Annotated in this window: 17 protein-coding genes; 10 read left to right on the top strand and 7 right to left on the bottom strand. The window is 74.0% G+C overall.

Annotated features, from left to right (window positions below; translation table 11 throughout):
* Positions 1 to 75: 75 nt before the first annotated feature.
* The 3 genes from ABT095_RS04620 (at position 76) to ABT095_RS04610 (ending at position 2,357) form a co-directional block, all read left to right on the top strand.
* Positions 76 to 1,683 carry an ABC-F family ATP-binding cassette domain-containing protein gene (locus ABT095_RS04620; protein WP_350527798.1) on the top strand — a complete coding sequence of 536 codons (1,608 nt, stop codon included), beginning with the start codon at positions 76 to 78 and terminating at the stop codon, positions 1,681 to 1,683.
* Positions 1,684 to 1,752: 69 nt separating this feature from the next.
* Positions 1,753 to 1,986 carry a hypothetical protein gene (locus ABT095_RS04615; RefSeq protein ID WP_350527797.1) on the top strand — a complete coding sequence of 78 codons (234 nt, stop codon included), beginning with the start codon at positions 1,753 to 1,755 and terminating at the stop codon, positions 1,984 to 1,986.
* On the top strand, positions 1,986 to 2,357 hold the full coding sequence (locus tag ABT095_RS04610) for a toxin Doc (RefSeq protein WP_350527863.1): 372 nt from the start codon (positions 1,986 to 1,988) through the stop codon (positions 2,355 to 2,357). Before ABT095_RS04615 ends, ABT095_RS04610 begins: the two co-directional genes overlap by 1 nt.
* Before the next feature lie 34 nt (positions 2,358 to 2,391).
* Here the strand turns inward: ABT095_RS04610 and ABT095_RS04605 are convergent, their stop codons facing one another.
* Positions 2,392 to 2,790: a VOC family protein gene (locus ABT095_RS04605; protein ID WP_350527796.1), complete on the bottom strand. Its 399-nt coding sequence runs from the start codon at positions 2,788 to 2,790 to the stop codon at positions 2,392 to 2,394.
* A 96-nt stretch (positions 2,791 to 2,886) separates the two neighbouring features.
* Here ABT095_RS04605 and ABT095_RS04600 point away from each other — a divergent pair, with 96 nt between their 5' ends.
* Entirely contained in the window at positions 2,887 to 3,966 is a 1,080-nt protein-coding gene (locus ABT095_RS04600; RefSeq protein WP_350527795.1) for a helix-turn-helix transcriptional regulator, read from the top strand.
* Here ABT095_RS04600 and ABT095_RS04595 read toward each other — a convergent pair.
* The 3 genes from ABT095_RS04595 to ABT095_RS04585 form a co-directional block, all read right to left on the bottom strand.
* Positions 3,908 to 4,591, bottom strand: a complete 684-nt coding sequence (locus tag ABT095_RS04595) for a Pr6Pr family membrane protein (protein ID WP_350527794.1) — start codon at positions 4,589 to 4,591, stop codon at positions 3,908 to 3,910. The genes ABT095_RS04600 and ABT095_RS04595 overlap by 59 nt on opposite strands.
* Positions 4,592 to 4,693: 102 nt before the next feature.
* The gene (locus ABT095_RS04590) at positions 4,694 to 5,362 is read right to left on the bottom strand and encodes a response regulator (protein ID WP_350527793.1); all 669 of its coding nucleotides are present in this window, start codon (positions 5,360 to 5,362) and stop codon (positions 4,694 to 4,696) included.
* Complete coding sequence (locus ABT095_RS04585; RefSeq protein ID WP_350527792.1) at positions 5,359 to 6,825, bottom strand: sensor histidine kinase; 1,467 nt, start codon at positions 6,823 to 6,825, stop codon at positions 5,359 to 5,361. The genes ABT095_RS04590 and ABT095_RS04585 overlap by 4 nt, the downstream gene beginning before the upstream one ends.
* Positions 6,826 to 7,029: 204 nt before the next feature.
* On the opposite strand from ABT095_RS04585, the gene ABT095_RS04580 reads away from it, so the two are divergent.
* The 4 genes from ABT095_RS04580 to ABT095_RS04565 are packed head-to-tail and all read left to right on the top strand — an operon-like array spanning position 7,030 to position 12,730.
* Positions 7,030 to 8,142 (top strand): CaiB/BaiF CoA transferase family protein, encoded by a 1,113-nt coding sequence (locus ABT095_RS04580; RefSeq protein WP_350527791.1) that lies wholly within the window; start codon positions 7,030 to 7,032, stop codon positions 8,140 to 8,142.
* A gap of 15 nt (positions 8,143 to 8,157) precedes the next feature.
* A complete protein-coding gene (locus tag ABT095_RS04575; RefSeq protein WP_350527790.1) occupies positions 8,158 to 9,300 on the top strand; it encodes an acyl-CoA dehydrogenase family protein in 1,143 nt (380 codons plus the stop codon).
* A 26-nt stretch (positions 9,301 to 9,326) separates the two neighbouring features.
* A complete protein-coding gene (locus ABT095_RS04570; protein WP_350527789.1) occupies positions 9,327 to 10,541 on the top strand; it encodes an acetyl-CoA C-acetyltransferase in 1,215 nt (404 codons plus the stop codon).
* Between the two features lie 26 nt (positions 10,542 to 10,567).
* Positions 10,568 to 12,730, top strand: coding sequence for a 3-hydroxyacyl-CoA dehydrogenase NAD-binding domain-containing protein (locus ABT095_RS04565; protein WP_350527788.1), 2,163 nt, complete (start codon positions 10,568 to 10,570; stop codon positions 12,728 to 12,730).
* Here the strand turns inward: ABT095_RS04565 and ABT095_RS04560 are convergent.
* Positions 12,727 to 13,470, bottom strand: coding sequence for a MerR family transcriptional regulator (locus tag ABT095_RS04560; RefSeq protein ID WP_350527787.1), 744 nt, complete (start codon positions 13,468 to 13,470; stop codon positions 12,727 to 12,729). The genes ABT095_RS04565 and ABT095_RS04560 overlap by 4 nt on opposite strands.
* Before the next feature lie 181 nt (positions 13,471 to 13,651).
* Here ABT095_RS04560 and ABT095_RS04555 point away from each other — a divergent pair, with 181 nt between their 5' ends.
* Both ABT095_RS04555 and ABT095_RS04550 read left to right on the top strand, forming a co-directional pair.
* Positions 13,652 to 15,745, top strand: coding sequence for a tetratricopeptide repeat protein (locus ABT095_RS04555; RefSeq protein ID WP_350527786.1), 2,094 nt, complete (start codon positions 13,652 to 13,654; stop codon positions 15,743 to 15,745).
* A 44-nt stretch (positions 15,746 to 15,789) separates the two neighbouring features.
* Positions 15,790 to 16,731, top strand: a complete 942-nt coding sequence (locus ABT095_RS04550; protein ID WP_350527785.1) for a hypothetical protein — start codon at positions 15,790 to 15,792, stop codon at positions 16,729 to 16,731.
* A gap of 15 nt (positions 16,732 to 16,746) precedes the next feature.
* Here ABT095_RS04550 and nadE read toward each other — a convergent pair whose 3' ends face one another.
* Together nadE and ABT095_RS04540 are read right to left on the bottom strand one after the other, a co-directional pair.
* On the bottom strand, positions 16,747 to 17,577 hold the full coding sequence (nadE, locus tag ABT095_RS04545; protein ID WP_350527784.1) for an NAD(+) synthase: 831 nt from the start codon (positions 17,575 to 17,577) through the stop codon (positions 16,747 to 16,749).
* A gap of 40 nt (positions 17,578 to 17,617) precedes the next feature.
* Positions 17,618 to 18,898, bottom strand: coding sequence for a hypothetical protein (locus tag ABT095_RS04540; RefSeq protein ID WP_350527783.1), 1,281 nt, complete (start codon positions 18,896 to 18,898; stop codon positions 17,618 to 17,620).
* Positions 18,899 to 19,232: the final 334 nt, after the last annotated feature.

Here is a 19,232-nt window from a genome sequence, read left to right as displayed (position 1 = left end):
CAGCTGTCCGCCGCACCAGCGGTGTCTCCCCGTGTTGCTCCTCACCCCAACAGCAACCATCCACGGGAGGCCACCATGGCATCACCGACCACCTCGATCCTCTGCACCGACCTGGCCTTCGAGTGGCCCGACGGCACCACCGTGCTCGACGGCTTCCACCTCGCGGTCGGCCCCGGCCGCACCGGCCTGATCGGCCTCAACGGCGCCGGCAAGTCCACACTGCTGAAGCTGCTCGCCGGTGAGCTCACCCCCGCCTCCGGCACCGTCCGGATCGGCGGCGAGCTGGGTTACCTGCCCCAGGGCCTCACCTACGACACCGAGCACCGGGTCGACGAGGCGCTCGGCATCCGGGCCGCCCGCGAGGCCCTGCACGCCATCGAGTCCGGCGATGTGGACGAGCGGCACTTCACCACCGTCGGCGACGACTGGGACGTGGAGGAGCGCGCCCACGCCGTGCTCGCCAAGCTCGGCCTGGAGCGGCTCGAGCTCGACCGCACCACCGGCGAGCTCTCCGGCGGCGAGGCCGTGCTGCTGCACCTGGCCGCCCTGCTGCTCCGCCGGCCCGACGTGCTGCTGCTGGACGAGCCGACCAACAATCTGGACCGCCGGGCGCGGGGGCTGCTGTACGAGGCGATCGCGGGCTGGAGCGGCGTGCTGGTCGTGGTCAGCCACGACCGCGAGCTGCTCGAGCACGTCGACCAGATCGCCGACTTCCGGGACGGCGCGGTCACGTTCTACGGCGGCACCTATCGCGACTACGAGCGCGCGCTGGCCGCCCAGCAGGAGACGGCGGAGCGGCTGGTGCGCTCGGCCGAGGCCGAAGTCCAGCGCCAGAAGCGGGATCTGGCGGACGCCCGGATCAAGCTGGAGCGCAGCGCCAGCTACGGCAAGCGCAAGGCGGAGGTGCGCAACGATCCGAAGATCATCACCAGCAAGCTCAAACGCCAGGCCCAGGAGACGGCCGGCCGGGTGCGCGGCATCCACGCCGACCGGCTCGCCGAGGCCAAGGACCGCCTGACGGCCGCGGAGGAGGCGGTCCGGGACGATGCCCAGATCCGCATCGACCTCCCGCACACCGCCGTGCCCCAGGGGCGGACGGTGCTCAGGCTCGACCAGGTGCGGCTGCCGTACGGGCTGAGCGCGGAGCTGGAGCTGCGCGGGCCCGAGCGGGTCGCGCTGGTGGGCCGCAACGGCGCGGGCAAGTCCACGCTGCTGCGGGCCGTCGCGGGCGAACTCACCCCGGTCGAGGGCGAGATCACCACCCCGGTGCCGATGCGCTACCTGCCCCAGCGGCTCGACCTGCTGGACGACCAGCTCTCCGTGGCCGGCAACGTCAAGCGGTTCGCGCCCCAGGCGCAGGACAACACCATCCGCGCCCGGCTGGCCCGCTTCCAGTTCCGCGGCGGCCGGGCCGACCAGAGCGCCGCCACCCTCTCCGGCGGCGAGCGCTTCCGGGCCACCCTGGCGGCGCTGCTGCTGGCGGATCCGGCCCCCCAACTGCTCCTGCTGGACGAGCCGACCAACAACCTCGACATCGCCAGCGTCCGCCAGCTCACCCAGGCCCTCGCCTCCTACCAGGGAGCACTCGTCGTGGTCAGCCACGACGTCACCTTCCTGCGCGGGCTCGGCCTGACGCGCTGGCTGGAGCTCGACGGCAAGCTGAAGCAGGTGAGCCCGATGTGACGAAGCCCGGCATCGGCTCCAGGTACCGGCCGGGTACCCAGCGAGGTGACCGGTCGGTACCATCGGGCCATGCCAGCACTCAACATTGAGTACACCGAGCTCGAACTCGCCGCGATCCGCGAGGCTGCAGCCGCGGACGGCAAGAGTGTGAAGGCCTACGTCCACGACCTGAGCGTGCGCGAGCAGAAGCGGCGCACGTTCGTGCGCCACGCCGTCGCGTTCTGGAACGAGCACCTCGAGGAGTTCGACGCGGCGTTCCCCGAGGACACGCCTGCCGGCAAGCGCCGCACGACCGCCGCGTGATGCTCCTGCACGTCGACATCCGCTGGCTCCTCGACGTCCAGGAGCAGGCCTCCCCGGAGGACTTGACGGTGCGCGACTACTCGGCGCTGCAGGCCGCCGTGGCCCGGCACCGGGTCAACACCGCCCAACTGGGCCACGACGCCGACCCGTCCTGGTGCGCCGCCGCCCTGATGCACACCATCGTCCAGCTGCGCCCGCTGCCGGTGCGCAACAACCTCTACGCCTGCATGGCCACGGCCGCCTACATGCACGCCGCCGAGGAGGGCATCGACCCGCCGTACGGCGCCCTGGTCGAACTGGCCCGGGACGTCGCCGAGTCCAAGGCGGACGTGTTCGTGGCCGCCGACCGGATCCGCTCCTGGCGGATCTGAGCCGAGCCGTTCCCCCGCTCGTCGAGGCGCGGCCTCAGCGGGCGAACCGCGCCTTCGCGGCCTCGGTGACCGGGGTGAAGAAGTTGACCAGGTTGCCGTCCGGATCCCGGAAGAGCAGCGAGCGGTTGCCCCAGGGCATCGTGGTGGGCTCGGCCACGAACTCCGGCAGGTCGGCGCGCAGCCGCCGGTAGGCGCCGTCCACGTCCTCGACGAGGAACTCCAGCACCACGCTGCGGTTGGCGGCCGGCTCGGCGGATCCCGGCGCGAACAGCGGGACGGTGCGGGTGCCGGCGACGGCCAGGGTCGCCGAGGCCGTCCGGAGCTCGGCGAAGTCCGGGGTGGCCCAGTCGGCGTCGACGCCGGTGGCGCGCTCGTAGAAGCCCACGAGGCGGGCGACGTCGGCGGTGATGATGCGGATCGAGAGGAAGTCCATGGCTGTCTCCTGCGGTTCGGTCGTGCGGTGCTTCCGGAACGAAGCTAGGACCGGTACCGGACACAATCCGCCCGGTATCGCTGGGAGACTTTCCGTATGCCCCGACCCACCGCCCGCGTCCTCGCGCTGCTGGAGCTGCTGCAGTCCGGCGGCGTCCGCACCGTGGCCGAGCTCGCCGACCGCCTGGGTGTCGACGAGCGCACGGTGCGCCGGTACGTCGACCACCTGCTCGACCTCGACGTGCCCGTCGAGTCGGTGCGCGGTCGCTACGGCGGCTACCGGCTCCGGGCCGGCTACCGGCTGCCCCCGCTGATGCTGACCGACGACGAGGCCCTCGCCGTCCTGCTCGGACTGGTCGCCGGGCGCGAGACCGGCCTGACCGCGGCAACGGAAGCCGCCGGCGGGACGGCCGGCGAGACGGCGGCGGCCAAGATCCGCCGAGTGCTGCCCGAGCGGCTCCGGCAGCGGCTCGACGCCGTGCTGGACACGCTCACCCGCACCGCCGCGCCCGGGCACCGTGCCGCGCTGGTGCCCGACGCCCAGGTGCTGCTCACGGTCGCGGACGCGGTGCGCGGCCACCGGCCGCTCGCGGTCCGGTACACCGCGGCGGACGGACGGCGCAGCGAGCGCACGCTGCACCCGTACGGGCTCGTGGCGCACGAGGGCCGCTGGTACGTGACCGGTGTGGATCCCGCCGTGGGGGAGGACCGCACCCTGCGCCTGGATCGCATCGCGGGTACGCGGGCCCTGCCGGGCGCCTTCGAGCCCCCGGCCGCCGTCGACCCGGCGGAGCGCGTCCTGCACGGGCTCGCCACGGCCCCGTACCGGTACCGGGTGGTGCTGCGGGTCCGGGAGACGGCCGAGCGGATCCACCTGCGGCTGCCCGCGAGCGTCGCCGTGGTGCAGGAGCTCGCGGCGGCGGAGCCGGAGGCCGTGCCGTGGAGCCGGGTGGAGCTCCGGGCGGACCGGCTGGACTGGTTGCCGCCGGTGCTCGCCTCGCTGGACGCGCCGTTCGCCATCGAGCAGCCGCCGGAGCTCCGGACGCTGGTCGCGGCCTTCGCCGAGCGGCTCGCCGAGTCGGCCGCGAGAGTCCCGGACCGACCGCTGCCCGGCGGCCTCAGGACTTGGCCTCGCCGGCGACGGCCTCCTCGGCGGCGCCCTTCAGCCTCCGGTTGACGGCGGTGCCGAGGCGGTCCAGGCCGACCACGGCGGCCGCGAGCAGGACGAACTCGACGGTCAGCTGGGCGATCTGGCCGCCGACCCAGGCGTAGCCCTTGGTGGTCGGGTCCAGGAAGAAGTACGGGTAGGCGTTCTCGAAGTACGGGAAGAGCGCGCCGCGCAGCTCGGTGAGTGCGGCGAAGCCGAGCGGGAAGGACAGCCAGAGCGGCAGGTCGCGCCAGCGCGAGGCGTTGCGGGGCTTGAGGCAGAGCCAGTCGAGCATCACCATGACCGGCGTCACGTAGTGCAGGAAGAAGGCCGACCAGTGCTGCAGCCGGTCCGGCCCGGAGCCGCTGACCAGGCCGGGCAGCGGGTTGGCGCCGTGGTTGAGGATCACGTGCGCGACGATGCCGGTGATGGTGATGTAGAGCGTCGCCGCCCCGCGCAGCCGGGGCGCCGGGGCCTCGACGGTGCCGCGCCTGGCCATCCAGTAGACGGCGCCGGCGAAGTAGCCGAGCACGATGACGTTGCTCTCGACGGTGAAGTACACCAGCGAGCCCTGGCCGGTGATCAGACCGAGTCCGGCCGCGAGAGCGATGGCGAGGCGCCACCAGATGGCGGGGCGGGTCCAGACCGACGACATGCGTTCACCAGCTATTCGTTCTCGGCGCCTGACGACCGACGCACTCTACCTACCGGTAGCCTGCCGGAGAAAGCCGGAACGCCGCAGGTCACCGAGCGTGTCTCAGCGGTTCCCGGGCCGGACGAAGCCCGCTTCGTAGGCCGCGATGACCGCCTGGGTGCGGTCGCGCACCCCCAGTTTGGCGAGCACGCTGCCCACGTGGCTCTTGGTGGTCTCGACCGTCACCACCAGCCGCCGGGCGATCTCCCGGTTGGTCAGCCCCTCGGCCATCAGCCGCAGCACCTCGCCCTCGCGCTCGGTCAGCCGGGGGAGGACCGGGGCCGGGCCTTCCGGCTCCCGCGCCGCCCCGCGCAGCGCCAGCTCCCGCAGGGTGTCCGGGAAGAGCAGCGACTCCCCGCGCGCCACCAGCCGCACCGCCTGCACCACCTCCTCCGCCCGGGCCCGCTTGAGCAGGAAGCCCGCCGCCCCCGCGCGCAGCGCGTCGTAGACGTAGTCGTCGTTCTCGAAGGTGGTCACCACCAGCACCCGGGGCGCTCCCGGCTCGGCCGCCAGCCGCTCGGTGGCGGCGATGCCGTCCAGGCCGGGCATCCGGACGTCCATCAGCAGCACGTCCGGCCGGTGCAGCCGGGCCAGCTCGAGCGCCTGCGCACCGTCGGCGGCCTCGCCGACAACGGTGAGGTCCGGCTCGGCGTTCAGTACCGCCCGCAGGCCGCTGCGGACCAGCCGCTCGTCGTCCGCGATCACCACGCTGATGGTCGTCCCGTCAGTCATCCCCGCCCCCTTCGTAGCGCGAGCCGCCCCCGTGCTGGCTCGGTGAGTTCCGTCCGTACCGGCTCCGGCACCGGCAGCCGGACGGCCAGCTGCCACCGCCCGTCCACGGCTCCCCACGCGCAGCTGCCGCGCAGTGCGGCGGCCCGTTCGGCGATGCCGCGCAGCCCGCGCCCGCCGCCGGGCCGGCTCGGCCGCCCGGCCCCGAGCGGGCTGTCCAGCCCGATCTCCAGCCACCCGGCCACCAGCTCGAGCCGAAGCTCCACCGCCACCGGCCCGGCGTGCCGCAGCACATTGGTCAGCCCCTCCTGCACGATCCGGTACGCCTCCCGCGACACCGCCTCCGGCAGGTCGGCCACCCGGGCGGTGAGTTCCACCGGGACGCCGGCCAGCCGCACCTGCCGCAGGAGGGTCTCCAGCCCGGCCAGCGTCGGCCCCGCGAGAGCCAGCCCGCCGGGGCCGGTACCCGGATCCGCACCCCCGGCACGGGCCCCTTGGACGATGCCAGTGCCGGTCCGACGTTCAGCGTCGTCGCCTGTGCGGTGCAGTCCCAGCAGGCCAGGGCTCGGGGCGGGCAGTCCGTCGCCGCGCCTCTTCCCGGTCGTGCCTCCCCCGCCTGCCGGCCCGGCCCCGCTCTCCTCCCCGTCCTCCCTGAGCAGCCCGAGCACGGCGTCGAGCTCGGCCACCGCCGCCCGGGCGGTCTCCTCGATGGCGGCCAGCGCCTCGGCGGCGAAGGCCGGGTCGGTGGTGAGGACGCGGCCGGCCGCGGCGGCCTGGATGGTGACGGCGCTGAGGGCGTGGCCGACGGAGTCGTGCAGTTCGCGGGCCAGCCGGTTGCGCCGGGCGAGCTCGACGGCGCGCTGCTCGGCGGCGGCGAGCCGCTCGGCCGGGGTGGGTCCGAGCAGGGCGGGTGCGCAGCGGGCCAGCAGACCGCCCGCGCCCGCGACCACGGCCAGCAGGCCGAGCAGCAGCAGGGGGCCGAGGAGCACCCCGGGCGGGTGCCAGCCGCCGAAGAGGGTGTCCATCAGCTGCCGCCCCGGCGGTCCGAACACGCCGAACCCGGAGAAGAGCAGCACCACTGCCAGCGGCGGCACGGCCAGCGAGAGCCCGCTGACGATGCCGCCGAGCCCCAGGTGCAGCACGTACCAGAGCGCGGTGCGGCGCCGGGCGTCCCAGGACTGGGCGGGCGTGGTGGCCAGGTCGGCGGCCCCGGCCGCGAGGCACAGCGCCCGCGCGGCGGTGCCCTCCAGCGCCCGGACCATCGGCACCAGCGCGGTGACCGCCGCGAGCACCAGCCCGACGGGCAGGCCGAGCAACTGCAGCAGCAGTGAGCCGATCGCCCCGGTGCGCGGGTCGAGCCCGCGCAGCAGCGCCTCGCTGAGGAACCAGTACGGCATCAGCAGCGCGCCGCCGAGCACCAGGTGCACCCAGCGCCGGGCCACTCGCCGCCCGGTCAGTGTGCTCATCGCACCGACCCTACGTCAGTTCCAGGGCGCTCCCTCATGCGGAGAGCCTCTCGCCCGGCCGCCCCGCCGCGCATCCTCCCCGGGGCCCAGGCGTCTCCCTCGCGCGGGGGAGTGGTGGCCGCCGGCTTCTTGTTACCGGCCGGTCGCTTCTCTATCATCTCGGGTGTTACAGCTCTACTGTCAAACCTCAGGCGAGGGCAGCAGATGACCGAGACCACCGGGCCGCTGGCCGGAGTGCGGGTGGTGGAACTGGCCGGGATCGGGCCCGGCCCGTTCGCCGCGATGCTCCTGGCCGACCTGGGTGCCGACGTCGTCCGGGTGGACCGGCCGACACCCCCGGCGCTGGGGGCCGACCCCGCGCACGACGTGACCAACCGCAACAAGCGCTCGGTGGTGATCGACCTCCGCAGCGCCGAGGGCCCGGGCCTGCTGCTCGACCTGGTGGCCCGCGCGGACCTCCTGATCGAGGGCTACCGCCCCGGCGTCGCCGAGCGCCTGGGCGTCGGCCCCGAGGAGTGCCTGGCCCGCAATCCGGCGCTGGTCTACGGCCGGATGACCGGCTGGGGCCAGGACGGACCGCTGGCCGGCGCCGCCGGGCACGACATCGGGTACGCCGCCACCGCCGGGGTGCTCGGCCTGATCGGCCCGGCCGACGGACCCCCGGCCATCCCGGCCAACCTGCTCGGCGACTACGCGGGCGGCTCGCTCTACCTGGTGGTCGGCCTGCTGGCCGCGCTGCACCACGCCCGCGCCACCGGCACCGGCCAGGTGGTGGACGCCGCGATCGTGGACGGCGCCGCCCACCTCACCTCGATGCTCTGGGGCCTGCGCGCCACCGGCCTCTGGCAGGACCGCCGCGGCGGCAACCTGCTCGACGGCGGCGCCCCGCACTACTCCGTCTACGAGACCGCCGACGGCCGCCACATGGCGGTCGGCGCCCTGGAACCGCAGTTCTACACGCAGTTCGTGCAGTTGCTCGGCCTCGAGGGCGCGCCCGAGCAGTACGACCTGGCCCGCTGGCCCGAGCTGCGGGAGAAGATCGCCGCGCGGTTCGCCACCCGCACCCAGGCCGAGTGGGCCGAGGTCTTCGAGGGGACGGACGCCTGCACCGCCCCCGTGCTCACCCTCGGCGAGGCCGCCGAGCACCCGCACCTGACCGCCCGCGGCACCTACACCGCGTACCAGGGGATCACCCAGCCCGCCCCGGCGCCCCGGCTGTCCGCCACCCCGGGCACCCTGCGCCGCCCGCCCGCCCTGCCGGGCGCCCACACCGCCGAGGTCGCCGCCGACTGGGGCGTACCGGGCCTCAAGGCCTAGCAAAGGAGACGCACGTTGGAGCGTGAGCTCTACACCCAGGAGCACGAGGACTTCCGGGCCGTCGTCCGGGAGTTCCTGGCCCGCGAGGTGCTGCCGCACCACGAGCGCTGGGAGCAGCAGGGCATCGTCGACCGCAGCGCCTGGCTCGCGGCCGGCAAGCAGGGCCTGCTCGGGCTCGCGGTGCCGGAGGAGTTCGGCGGCGGCGGGGTGCCGGACTTCCGCCACGCGGCCGTGCTGGCCGAGGAGTTCACCCGGGCCGGGGCGACCGGGCCCGCCTTCGGGCTGCACAACGATGTGATCGGGCCGTACTTCACCGCCTTCGCCACCGAGGAGCAGAAGCGCCGCTGGCTGCCCGGCTTCTGCAGCGGCGAGCTGATCAGCGCGATCGCGATGACCGAGCCCGGCGCGGGCTCGGACCTGCAGGGCATCCGCACCCACGCGGTCGACATGGGCGACCACTACCTGCTGAACGGCGCCAAGACCTTCATCTCCAACGGCATCCTGGCCGATCTGGTGATCGTGGTGGCCAGGACCACCCCCGAGGGCGGCGCGCGGGGCCTGAGCCTGCTGGTGGTCGAGCGCGGCATGCCCGGCTTCGAGCGCGGCAAGAACCTGGACAAGATCGGCCAGAAGGCCCAGGACACCGCCGAGTTGTTCTTCAACGACGTGCGGGTGCCCAAGGAGAACCTGCTCGGCACCGAGCACGGCGCCTTCCTGCACCTGATGCAGAACCTCGCCCAGGAGCGGCTGGCCATCGCCGTCTCCGCCATCGCCGGGGCCGAGCACCTGCTGGAGCTCACCACCGAGTACGTCAAGCAGCGCGAGGCCTTCGGCAAGCCGCTGGCCAAACTCCAGCACGTGCGCTTCGAGTTGGCCGAGATCGCCACCGAGTGCGCCGTCACCCGCACCTTCGTGGACCGCTGCATCACCGAGCTCGGCCGCTACGCCCTGACCCCCTCCGACGCCTCGATGGCCAAGTGGTGGGCCACCGAGCTGCACAAGCGCACCGCCGACCGCTGCCTCCAACTGCACGGCGGCTACGGCTACATGAGCGAGTACCCGGTGGCCAAGGCGTTCACCGACGGCCGCATCACGACCATCTACGGCGGGACGACCGAGATCATGAAGGAGATCATCGGTCGCGCCCTCCTCGGCTGACCCCGTCAAATCCGAAAGGCATCCACGTGACCACCGAAGCGTACGTCTACGACGCTATCCGCACCCCGCGCGGCAAGGGCAAGCCGAACGGGAGCCTGCACGGCACCAAGCCGATCGACCTGGTCGTCGGCCTGATCCACGAGCTGCGCCGCCGCTTCCCGACCCTGGACCCGGCCGCGATCGACGACATCGTGCTCGGCGTGGTCAGCCCGGTCGGCGACCAGGGCTCCGACATCGCCCGGATCGCCGCCGTCGCCGCCGGGCTGCCCGACACCGTGGCCGGCGTGCAGGAGAACCGCTTCTGCGCCTCCGGCCTGGAGGCCGTCAACCTCGCTGCCGCGAAGGTCCGTTCGGGCTGGGAGGACCTGATCCTGGCCGGCGGCGTCGAGTCGATGTCCCGGGTCAAGATGGGCTCCGACGGCGGCGCCTGGTTCGCCGACCCGATGACCAGCTTCCAGGTCGGCTTCGCACCGCAGGGCATCGGCGCCGACCTGATCGCCACCCTCGAGGGCCTGTCCCGCACCGACGTGGACGCCTTCGCCGCCGAATCCCAGGCCCGCGCCGCCAAGGCGCTGGCCGGTGGGTACTTCGACCGCTCGGTGGTGCCGGTCAAGGACCGCAACGGGCTGGTCGTGCTCGACCGGGACGAGTTCGTCCGCCCCGGCACCACGGTGGAGACGCTGGCCGGCCTCAAGCCCTCCTTCGCCGCGATCGGCGAGATGGGCGGCTTCGACGCCGTCGTGCTGCAGAAGTACCACTGGGTGGAGAAGATCGACCACGTCCACCACGCGGGCAACTCCTCCGGCATCGTGGACGGCGCCGCGCTGGTCGCCATCGGCAACAAGGAGATCGGCGAGCGGTACGGGCTGCGCCCGCGCGCCCGGATCGTCTCGGCCGCCGTCTCCGGCTCCGAGCCGACCATCATGCTGACCGGCCCCGCCCCGGCCACCCGCAAGGCGCTCGCCAAGGCCGGGCTCACCGCCGAGGACATCGACCTGGTCGAGATCAACGAGGCCTTCGCGGCCGTCGCGCTGCGCTTCATGCGCGAACTCGACTTCCCGCACGAGAAGGTGAACGTGAACGGCGGCGCGATCGCGCTCGGCCACCCGCTCGGCGCCACCGGCGCGATGCTGATCGGCACCCTGGTCGACGAGCTGGAGCGGCGCGACCTGCGCTACGGCCTGGCCACCCTGTGCGTCGGCGGCGGCATGGGCGTCGCCACCATCATCGAGCGCATCTGACCACCCCACCTCGGAGATCTGAACTCATGTCTGACAACACTTCCGTGATCCGCTGGGAGCAGGACCAGGACGGCGTGGTCACCCTCGTCCTCGACGACCCGGCGCAGTCCGTCAACACCATGAACGCCGCCTTCCGTGACTCCTTCCACGAGACGGTGGCCCGCCTGCGGGCCTTCGAGGGTCTGCGCGGCGTGATCATCACATCCGCCAAGAAGACCTTCTTCGCGGGCGGTGACCTCAAGCTGCTCTCGGCCGTCCGGCCCGAGGACGCCGAGGAGTTCTTCAACGCCTCGCTGGAGCTCAAGCGCGACCTGCGCGCCCTGGAGCAGCTCGGCAAGCCGGTGGTCGCGGCGATCAACGGCAGCGCGCTGGGCGGCGGCCTGGAGCTCGCGCTGGCCTGCCACCACCGGATCGCGCTCGACACCCCGGGCAGCAAGCTCGGCTTCCCGGAGGTCACCCTCGGCCTGCTGCCCGGCGGCGGCGGTGTGGTCCGCACCGTGCGCCTGCTCGGCATCACCGACGCGCTGCTCAAGTGGCTGCTGCAGGGCCGCCAGTACCGCCCGGCGCAGGCGATGGAGCACGGCCTGGTGCACGAACTCGCCGCCGACGGCGACGAGTTGCTGGCCAAGGCGCGGGCCTTCATCGCGGCCAACGAGAGCGCCCAGCAGCCCTGGGACGTCAAGGGTCACAAGATCCCCGGCGGCACCCCCGCGCACCCGGCCTTCGCGGCCAACCTGCCCGCCTTCCCGGCCAACCTCAGCAAGCAGCTGAACGGCGCCCCCTACCCGGCCCCGCGCAACATCCTGGCGGCGGCGGTGGAGAGCTCCCAGGTCGACGTGGACACCGCGATGGTCATCGAGGCCCGGTACTTCACCGAGCTGGCCTGCGGGCAGACCGCCAAGAACATGATCAAGGCGCTCTTCTTCGACATGAACGCCGTCAACTCCGGTGCGGGCCGCCCGAAGGACGTGCCCGCCCGCAAGGTCCGCAAGGTGGCCGTGCTCGGCGCGGGCATGATGGGCGCGGGCATCGCGTACTCCTGCGCCAAGGCCGGTCTCGAGGTGCTGCTCAAGGACGTCACCCTGGAGGCCGCCGAGCGCGGAAAAGCCTACAGCGCCGGCCTGTTGGAGAAGGCGGTGGCCCGCGGCCGCTCCACCGAGGCCAAGCGCGACGAGCTGCTGGCCCGGATCACCCCGACCGCCGACGCGGCCGACCTGGCGGGCTGTGACGCGGTGATCGAGGCCGTGTTCGAGAACCCCGAGCTCAAGCACAAGGTGTTCCAGGAGGTGCAGGCCGTGGTGGCGCCGGACGCGCTGCTCTGCTCCAACACCTCCACCCTGCCGATCGGCCTGCTGGCCGAAGGCGTCGAGCGTCGGGCCGACTTCATCGGCCTGCACTTCTTCTCGCCGGTCGACAAGATGCCGCTGGTCGAGATCATCCGTGGCCCGGAGACGGGGGACGAGGCGCTGGCCCGCGCCTTCGACCTGTGCCGCCAGATCGCCAAGACCCCGATCGTGGTCAACGACTCGCGCGGCTTCTTCACCTCGCGGGTGATCGGCCAGTTCATCAACGAGGGCGTGGCGATGGTCGGCGAGGGCGTCGACCCGGTCTCGGTCGAGCAGGCCGCCGCCCAGGCCGGCTACCCCGCCAAGGTGCTCTCGCTGCTGGACGAGCTCACCCTCACCCTGCCCCGCAAGATCCGCAACGAGACCCGCCGGGCGGCCGAGGAGGCCGGCCAGGCCTGGCCCGAGCACCCGGGCGACGCGGTGATGGACCGGATGCTGGACGAGTTCGGCCGCGAGGGCCGCAGCGCCGGAGCCGGCTTCTACGAGTACGAGAACGGGCAGCGCACGCGCCTGTGGCCGGGCCTGCGCGAGCACTTCACCAAGCCCGAGGCGCAGATCCCGTTCGAGGACATGAAGGAGCGCATGCTCTTCGCCGAGGCGCTGGACTCCGTCCGCTGCCTGGACGAGTCCGTGCTCACCTCGGTGGCCGACGCCAACGTCGGCTCCATCCTCGGCATCGGCTTCCCGGCCTGGACCGGCGGTGTGCTGCAGTACATCAGCGGGTACCAGGGCGGCCTGCCCGGATTCACCGCCCGTGCCCGGGAGTTGGCCGGCAAGTACGGTGAGCGGTTCGAGCCGCCGGCCCTGCTGGTGCGCATGAGTGAAGAGGGCGGCACCTTCTAGTCGGCGGGCCCGGGGCGGGTGGCGCCCCGGGCCAGCTCCTCGGCGAGCGAACGCTGGAAGGCCGTCACCAGGGCCTGCACCAGCATCGGCTGGATCTGGTCGGTGAGCTCCTTCATCCGCTCCAGGTCCGCCGGTGCCGGGTTGCTCTCCCGGTAGGGCTTCCAGACCGTCTCCAGGAACAGGTGCTGCAGGTCGTGCGCCGTCGCCTGGCTGTGGTGGCGCACCACCGCGCGGGTGGCGATCAGCGTCTCCAGCGGGATCGGCACGTCCACGATCCTGATCCCCAGCGGCAGCAGCCCGGGCTCGATCCGGAACACCTCCGCGTCCTCGGTGCGGTGCAGCGCGCCCATCGCCACCAGGCGGTCCACGTCCGGATCGGTCAGCGCGCGCCCGGCCCGGCGCTCCAACTGGGCCCAGGTCAGCTCCTCCTCGCTCTCCGGCGCCCAGGAGGCCACCAGCGCCCGGTGGATCGCCAGGTCCAGCGAGCTGATGTCCCCCGGCAGCTGGGCCAGGTACCGCTCGATCGCCGCCAGCGTCAGCCCCTGCCGCTGCAACTCCTCGATCAGCTCCAGCCGCTCCAGGTGCAGCGGCCCGTACAGCCCGACCCGCCGCGGCCCCAGCTCCGGCGGCGGCAGCAGCCCCTTGGTCGCGTAGAACCGCAGCGTCCGGACCGTGACCCCGGCCCGCGCCGCCAACTCGTCGACGGTGAGCCGCAGCGGCGCCCCCGGTGTCGCTGTCATGCTGCCGCCCTCGCCTCTCCGCCGTGCCCTGCCGTCGCAGTACCGCTGTGACACCACCAGTGTGACAGCGCCGCCCACGGCCGGTCCAGCACGGCCGCTTGCCCGAAAGGCCGTGGCCCGCCGGGTGCGGCAGGCTACGGTGGTGCGGACACTGGCAGGTGGCTGATCCCGGGGGTACGGCGTGTTCGATCCACTCTCCGTCACGGCGGTCACGGCGTTCCTCACCGCCGCCGGGACGTCGATGGCGAGCGAGGCGGGCAAGCTCGCCTGGGAGTCCGTCGGCGGGGTGGTCCGCCGGGTAGCGGGCCGGGAGACCCCGGCGCCGACCGGGGAGGCCGAACGGCGGGCCGTCGCCGAGGTACTGGTCCGCGCGGCCGGGCGGGACACCGCCCTCGCGGCCGGGCTCGCCGCGCTGATGAGCCGTCGAGTCGGGCCCGCCACCGCCGTCCCGTCCCTGCTGCCCGCCGGCGCCCGCCACTTCACCGACCGGGACGGCGCGCTCAAGGCGCTCACCGAGGAGGCCGCCCGCAAGGCCGACGGCCGCCCCCGGATCGCCGTCGTGCACGGCGAGCCCGGCATCGGCACCAGCGCCGTGGTGCTGCACTGGGGCCACCGCGAGGCCCACCGCCACCCCGACGGCCAGCTCTACTACGACCTGCGCGGCCCCTCGCTCACCACCAGCCCCGACCCCACCGCCGTGCTCGGCCACTTCCTGTGCCGCCTCGGCGTGCCCGCCGACGAGGTGCCCTCCGGCCTGGCGGGCCGGCAGGACCGCTACCGCGAGCTGCTCGCCGAGCGCAGGATGCTGGTCGTGCTCGACCACGCGCAGAGCGCCGCCCAGGTCGCCCCGCTGATCAGCGGCGCACCCGGGGTGTTCACCGTGGTGATCGCCCGCCGCCCGTTCAGCGGCCTGGACGCCGTGCGCATCCCGGTCGGCCCGCTGGCCGACAAGGACGCGGTGCGGCTGCTCACCGACCTGGTGGGCAAGCACGCGGTCAAGGCCGCCCGGGCCACCCTGCCCGCCGTCCTCGAACACTGCGCCGGCTCCCCGTACGCGCTGCGCGCCGCCGCTCCCCACCTGGGCACCGCCCCGGTGGCCCGGCCCGAGTGGTCTCCGGTCACCGCCGCCGTGGACGCCGCCTACCGTCGGCTCGCCCCGGACGCAGCGCGGCTCCACCGGCTGGCCGGGCTGCGGCCCTGGCCCGCCCTCGGCCCCGAACTCGCCGCCGCCCTGGCCGGGATCGAGACCGAGGAGGCCGCCCGGCTGCTCGAGGAGCTCGCCGAGGCCCAGCTGCTCGAACCCGACGGCACCGGCCGCTACCGCTACCGGGAGAGCGTCCGCGCCCACGCCGAGGCTGCCGCCCAGGCCGAGGAGGGGCTCGGCGGCTGCGCGGCCGCCGTCCGGCGGGCGCTGGCACGGCAGTTGGGCTTCGCCGTGCAGGCCGACCTGACCGCACTCCGGCAGCGGTGGCACCTCGGCCCCCGGTACGCGGAGCTGACGCCGGGGCCGGCCGAGACGGCGGGCGAGGCCGTCGCGGCGCTCGCCCAGGAGCTCGGGAACCTGGTCGAAACCGTGCGCACCGCTGAGGAGTTCGACGACCCGGAGACGGTCTGGCAGTGCGTGGAGGCACTCTGGGCGCTCCAGCTCAAGGCCGGCCACAACGAGGTGCTGCTGCCCGCCCTGCGGATCGGCGTCCGCGCCGCCGAGGCCCACCACCCCGGCAGCCGGATCGCGGGCCGGATGCACACCCAGCTCGCCTTCGCCCTGATGGACCTGCAGCTCGACACCGAGGCCGAGGCCGAGCTGCGGGCCGCCGCCGAGGCGGACCGGCAGGCCGGCCACCGCCGGGGGCAGGCCACCGCGGTGGAGTCGCTGGGCCTGCTGCGGCTGCGCCAGTGGCGCTACACCGAGGCGCTGGAGTGCTTCGAGCAGGCGGTGGCCCTCCTACGGGAGATCACCCCGGGCGAGGACGGCGACCAGGACGTGCCGCGTGCCCTGGCCCTGCTGGAGCGCCACCAGGCCCGGGCCCACCGGGGCCTCGGCCACTTCGCCGAGGCGCAGACCCAACTCGCCACCGCCTTGGAGTACTTCGAGAAGAACCACGAGAACTACAACGCGGCCCGCACTCTCACCGACCTCGCCGAGACCCACCTGCTGGCCGGCTCCCCGGCCGCCGCCCGCCCGCTGATCGACCAGGCGGCCACCCTGCTGCGGGCCGAGCAGGCCACGGGTCACCTCGCCCACCTGGAGTCGCTGCTCGCCCGCTGCGCCTGAGCTCGGTGTACGCCCCTGTCGGCGGCCCGTGCTGAGATGCCCGCATGAGACGCCGCACCCTGTACGCCGAGATCAACGTGGAGCGCCCCGAGCCGGCCGCCTTCGAGCAGCTGGCCCGGAGCTGGCTGGACGGCGGCTTCACCGCGCTCGCGGGCGCGCACCGGCAGGCGCTGGCGGCCGGGCCGGCGCTGCCGCCGGAGGCGATGCGCCGCAGCATGCCCTGCGGGCCGCCGCACGCCGCCTGGGGCTTCGTCTCGGTCGCCCGCCACGACGGGCGGCGGCTGCGCAGCTCGGGCCGGGTGATCTCGGACCGGAGCACGGCCTGGTTCCTGCGCCAACTGGCCGACCCGCCCCGGACGGCGACGATCGGGCTCTCCGTGCTCGACGAGCACGGGTACCCGGGCCCGAGCCCGCTGCGGATCACCGTCGACCACCCGGAGCTGCTCGACCCCCGCGAGGCGATCGACTGGACGGTGCTGTCTTTCGAGATCCCCGAGGCGGACCTGCTCGACCCCGGGCGGCAGGAGGCGGTGCTCGGCTTCCTGCACGGCATCACCGACGGGCTCGACCCCTCCTACGGCAACATCACCTACCGTGACGGCCTGGGCAAGACCGGTCTCGAGCGCACCCTGGGCCCGCCGTGGCGGTTCCCGTACGAGACGGTCCCGACCAGCCGTCAGGCGCTGCGCGGGTACGACTGGTGGACCCTCTGCCCGAAGGAACTCGCCGGGCGGCTCGGCGGGGCGGACGCCCTGCGGGTCACGGGTGCGTTCCACGAGGTGACCGAGCTGCCCTCGGGTGCCCTCCGCCTGCAGGCCACCGATCACTACCGCGACTACGGCCCGGAGGCCTGGACGGCGGTGTTCCGTGCGCTCGCCCCGGTCCTGCCGCCCGGCGTGCCGAAGTACTTCCCGCATGCCGAACCGGTGGAGCGCATCGTCTACCGGGACGCCTCAGCCCCCGGCCAGGCGCCGGCCGGGGGCTGAGGCGGTGCGGCAGACTCAGGGAGCGATCGGCAGCTGGCGCTTGTGCTCGGTGAGGCGGTAGCGGCGGACGATGGCCGCGAAGGCCTCCTCGCCGACCGGCTTGCCCTCGAGGAAGTCGTCGATCTGGTCGTAGGTCACGCCCAGGGCGTCCTCGTCGGGCTTGCCCGGGTCGAGGGTCTCCAGGTCGGCGGTCGGCGTCTTCCAGACCAGCTCGGCCGGGGCGCCCAGCTCCGCCGCGACGGCGCGCACCCGGCGCTTGGTCAGTCCGGTCAGCGGCACCACGTCGGCCGCGCCGTCGCCGAACTTGGTGAAGAAGCCGGAGACCGCCTCGGCGGCGTGGTCGGTGCCCACCACCAGGCCGTCCTGCGCACCGGCCACCGCGTACTGGGCGACCATGCGCTGGCGGGCCTTGATGTTGCCGTGCACGAAGTCCTGGTGGTGCGCGTCCCGGAAGGTGAGGCCGGCGGCCAGGGCGGCGTCCAGCGCCGCGTCGCTGGCGGGCTTCACGTCCACGGTCAGGACCTGGTCGGCCTTGATGGTGTCCAGCGCGAGCTGGGCGTCCTTCTCGTCGGCCTGGGTGCCGTACGGCAGCCGCATCGCGTAGAAGGTGGCCTCCTGCCCGCCGGCCCGCACCCGCTCGACCGCGAGCTGGCACAGCCGCCCGGCGGTGGTGGAGTCCACCCCGCCGCTGATGCCCAGCACCAGCGACCGCAGCCCGGAGGAGGTCAGCCGCTCGGCCAGGAAGGCCACCCGCCGCTCGATCTCCTGCCGGGGGTCGAAGTCCGTGGTCACCTGGAGATCCCGGGCGATCTCCTGCTGGGTGGACGTGGACGCCAGGTCGGTCACGCTTGCTCCTCGGGCACGACAGGTATGGGAAGTCCCCACTTTAGTCCGGCGCCGCCAGGCCACCGAGCTGGACGGTGTGCCGTTGGCCACCCGTCCGTACGGTCAGCCGGGCGGGCAGGCCCGGCCCGGCGGCGAGCAGGGCGGAGGCCGCGGCGGCGGGGTGGAGGCCGCCGGGCCCGGTGGTCAGGGTCCGGAGCCCGTGGCGGGTGGCCACGACGGCCGTGTCCGGCCCGGTCAGGTAGGCCGCCATGGCGCACCCCGGGTGCCGGGCCAGCACCTCGGCGGCCCAGGTGGCCGGGTGGCCGAGCCGGGGGTCGTACGGCGGGCCCGAGCGCCAGATCAGGTCGGCGAGGGCGAGCACCCCGGGGTCGAGGGTCTCCTCGTGGACGGACAGGTGGCCCGTCCAATCCCCGGCGGGTTCGCCCGCCGCCTGCCGCCGCAGCTCGACCTCCCCGTCGGTGGTGGTACGGCTGAACACCCTTACCGGAGCGGTGAGTTCGACGGGCTGGTAGGGCGGCAGCGGCAGCGGGTCGAGCAGGGCGGGCCAGTCGGGCTCGGGCAGTCCGGCCAGGCCGTAGCAGAGGGACCGCAGCAGCGGCGCCGCCTTGCCCGGGTCGGAGCTGGTGCACTCGGCCGGGCCGGGCAGCGGCCGGTGCCCGGCGAGCAGCCGGTCGAGCTGGGGCGCGAGCGGGGCGTGCGGGTCCAGGCGGGGCGCCGAGCGGACGAAGGCGGCGACGGGGGAGTCCGCGCCGAGGGCGGCCAGTGAGGCCGAGCCGAGCAGCACGGGGGTGCCGAGCGCGGCCGCGTAGTAGCTGACCGAGCCGAAGTCGCCGAGTACGGCGTCCGCCGCGATCAGGGCCTGCCGCCAGCCGTCCAGCGGGTCGACGAGCAGCAGCCCGGCCCGGCGGGCCCGGTCGAGCCAGAGCCGGACCTGCCCCGGGCCGTGGCCGTGGCCGATGTTGGGGTGCAGCACGGCGGCCGGCCGGTACTCGTCCTGGGGCAGTTCGGCGAGCCGGGGGAGCAGCAGCGGGAGGATGTCCTGCTCGCCCGCGTCACCGAACAGGGAGTCGCCGTTCCAGGTCGAGTTCAGCACCAGCAGCCGCTGGCCGGCCCGGACGCCGAGGGCCCGGCGGTAGCGCTCACGCTCGCCGCGGGCGGCGAGGATCCGGTCGTAGCACGGGTCGCCCGCCAGGACGGCGGTCGGCGCGGCGGGCGGGCAGGAGGCCCGCAGCCGGTCCAACTGTTCGGGGTGGGAGAGCACCATCGCGTCCGCGACCGGCACCCCGTCGTGCAGCAGCCACTCGCCCGAGAGCCCGAACACCGACTCCGCGTCCGTCGTCCGTCGTCCGTCGTCCGTCGTCCGTCGTCCGTCGTCCGTCGTCCGTCGTCCGTCGTCCGTCGTAGCTTCTTATTGTAGCCAACGCCGTGCGACAGTATCGCCAACTTGCCCTGCAGCAGGTGGAGTTCACCGCCAAGGCTGGCCGCGATGGCGAGGTCGACCGGGGTCTCGACGGCCTGGCGCCAGGGTAGGACCGGCAGGCCGAGCGAGGCGAGGAGTTCGGGGACGCCGTGCTGGAAGGGCGAGGAGCCGGTACAGGTGGCGAGCAGCTGGACGCGCAGGTCGTCGCGGAAGAGCGGGAGCACGTCGAGCAGCC

The sequence above is a fragment of the Kitasatospora sp. NPDC002227 genome (assembly GCF_040296285.1).
In the GTDB taxonomy this organism is placed as follows: domain Bacteria; phylum Actinomycetota; class Actinomycetes; order Streptomycetales; family Streptomycetaceae; genus Kitasatospora.
This window is presented reverse-complemented; position numbering and strand designations above follow the sequence as displayed.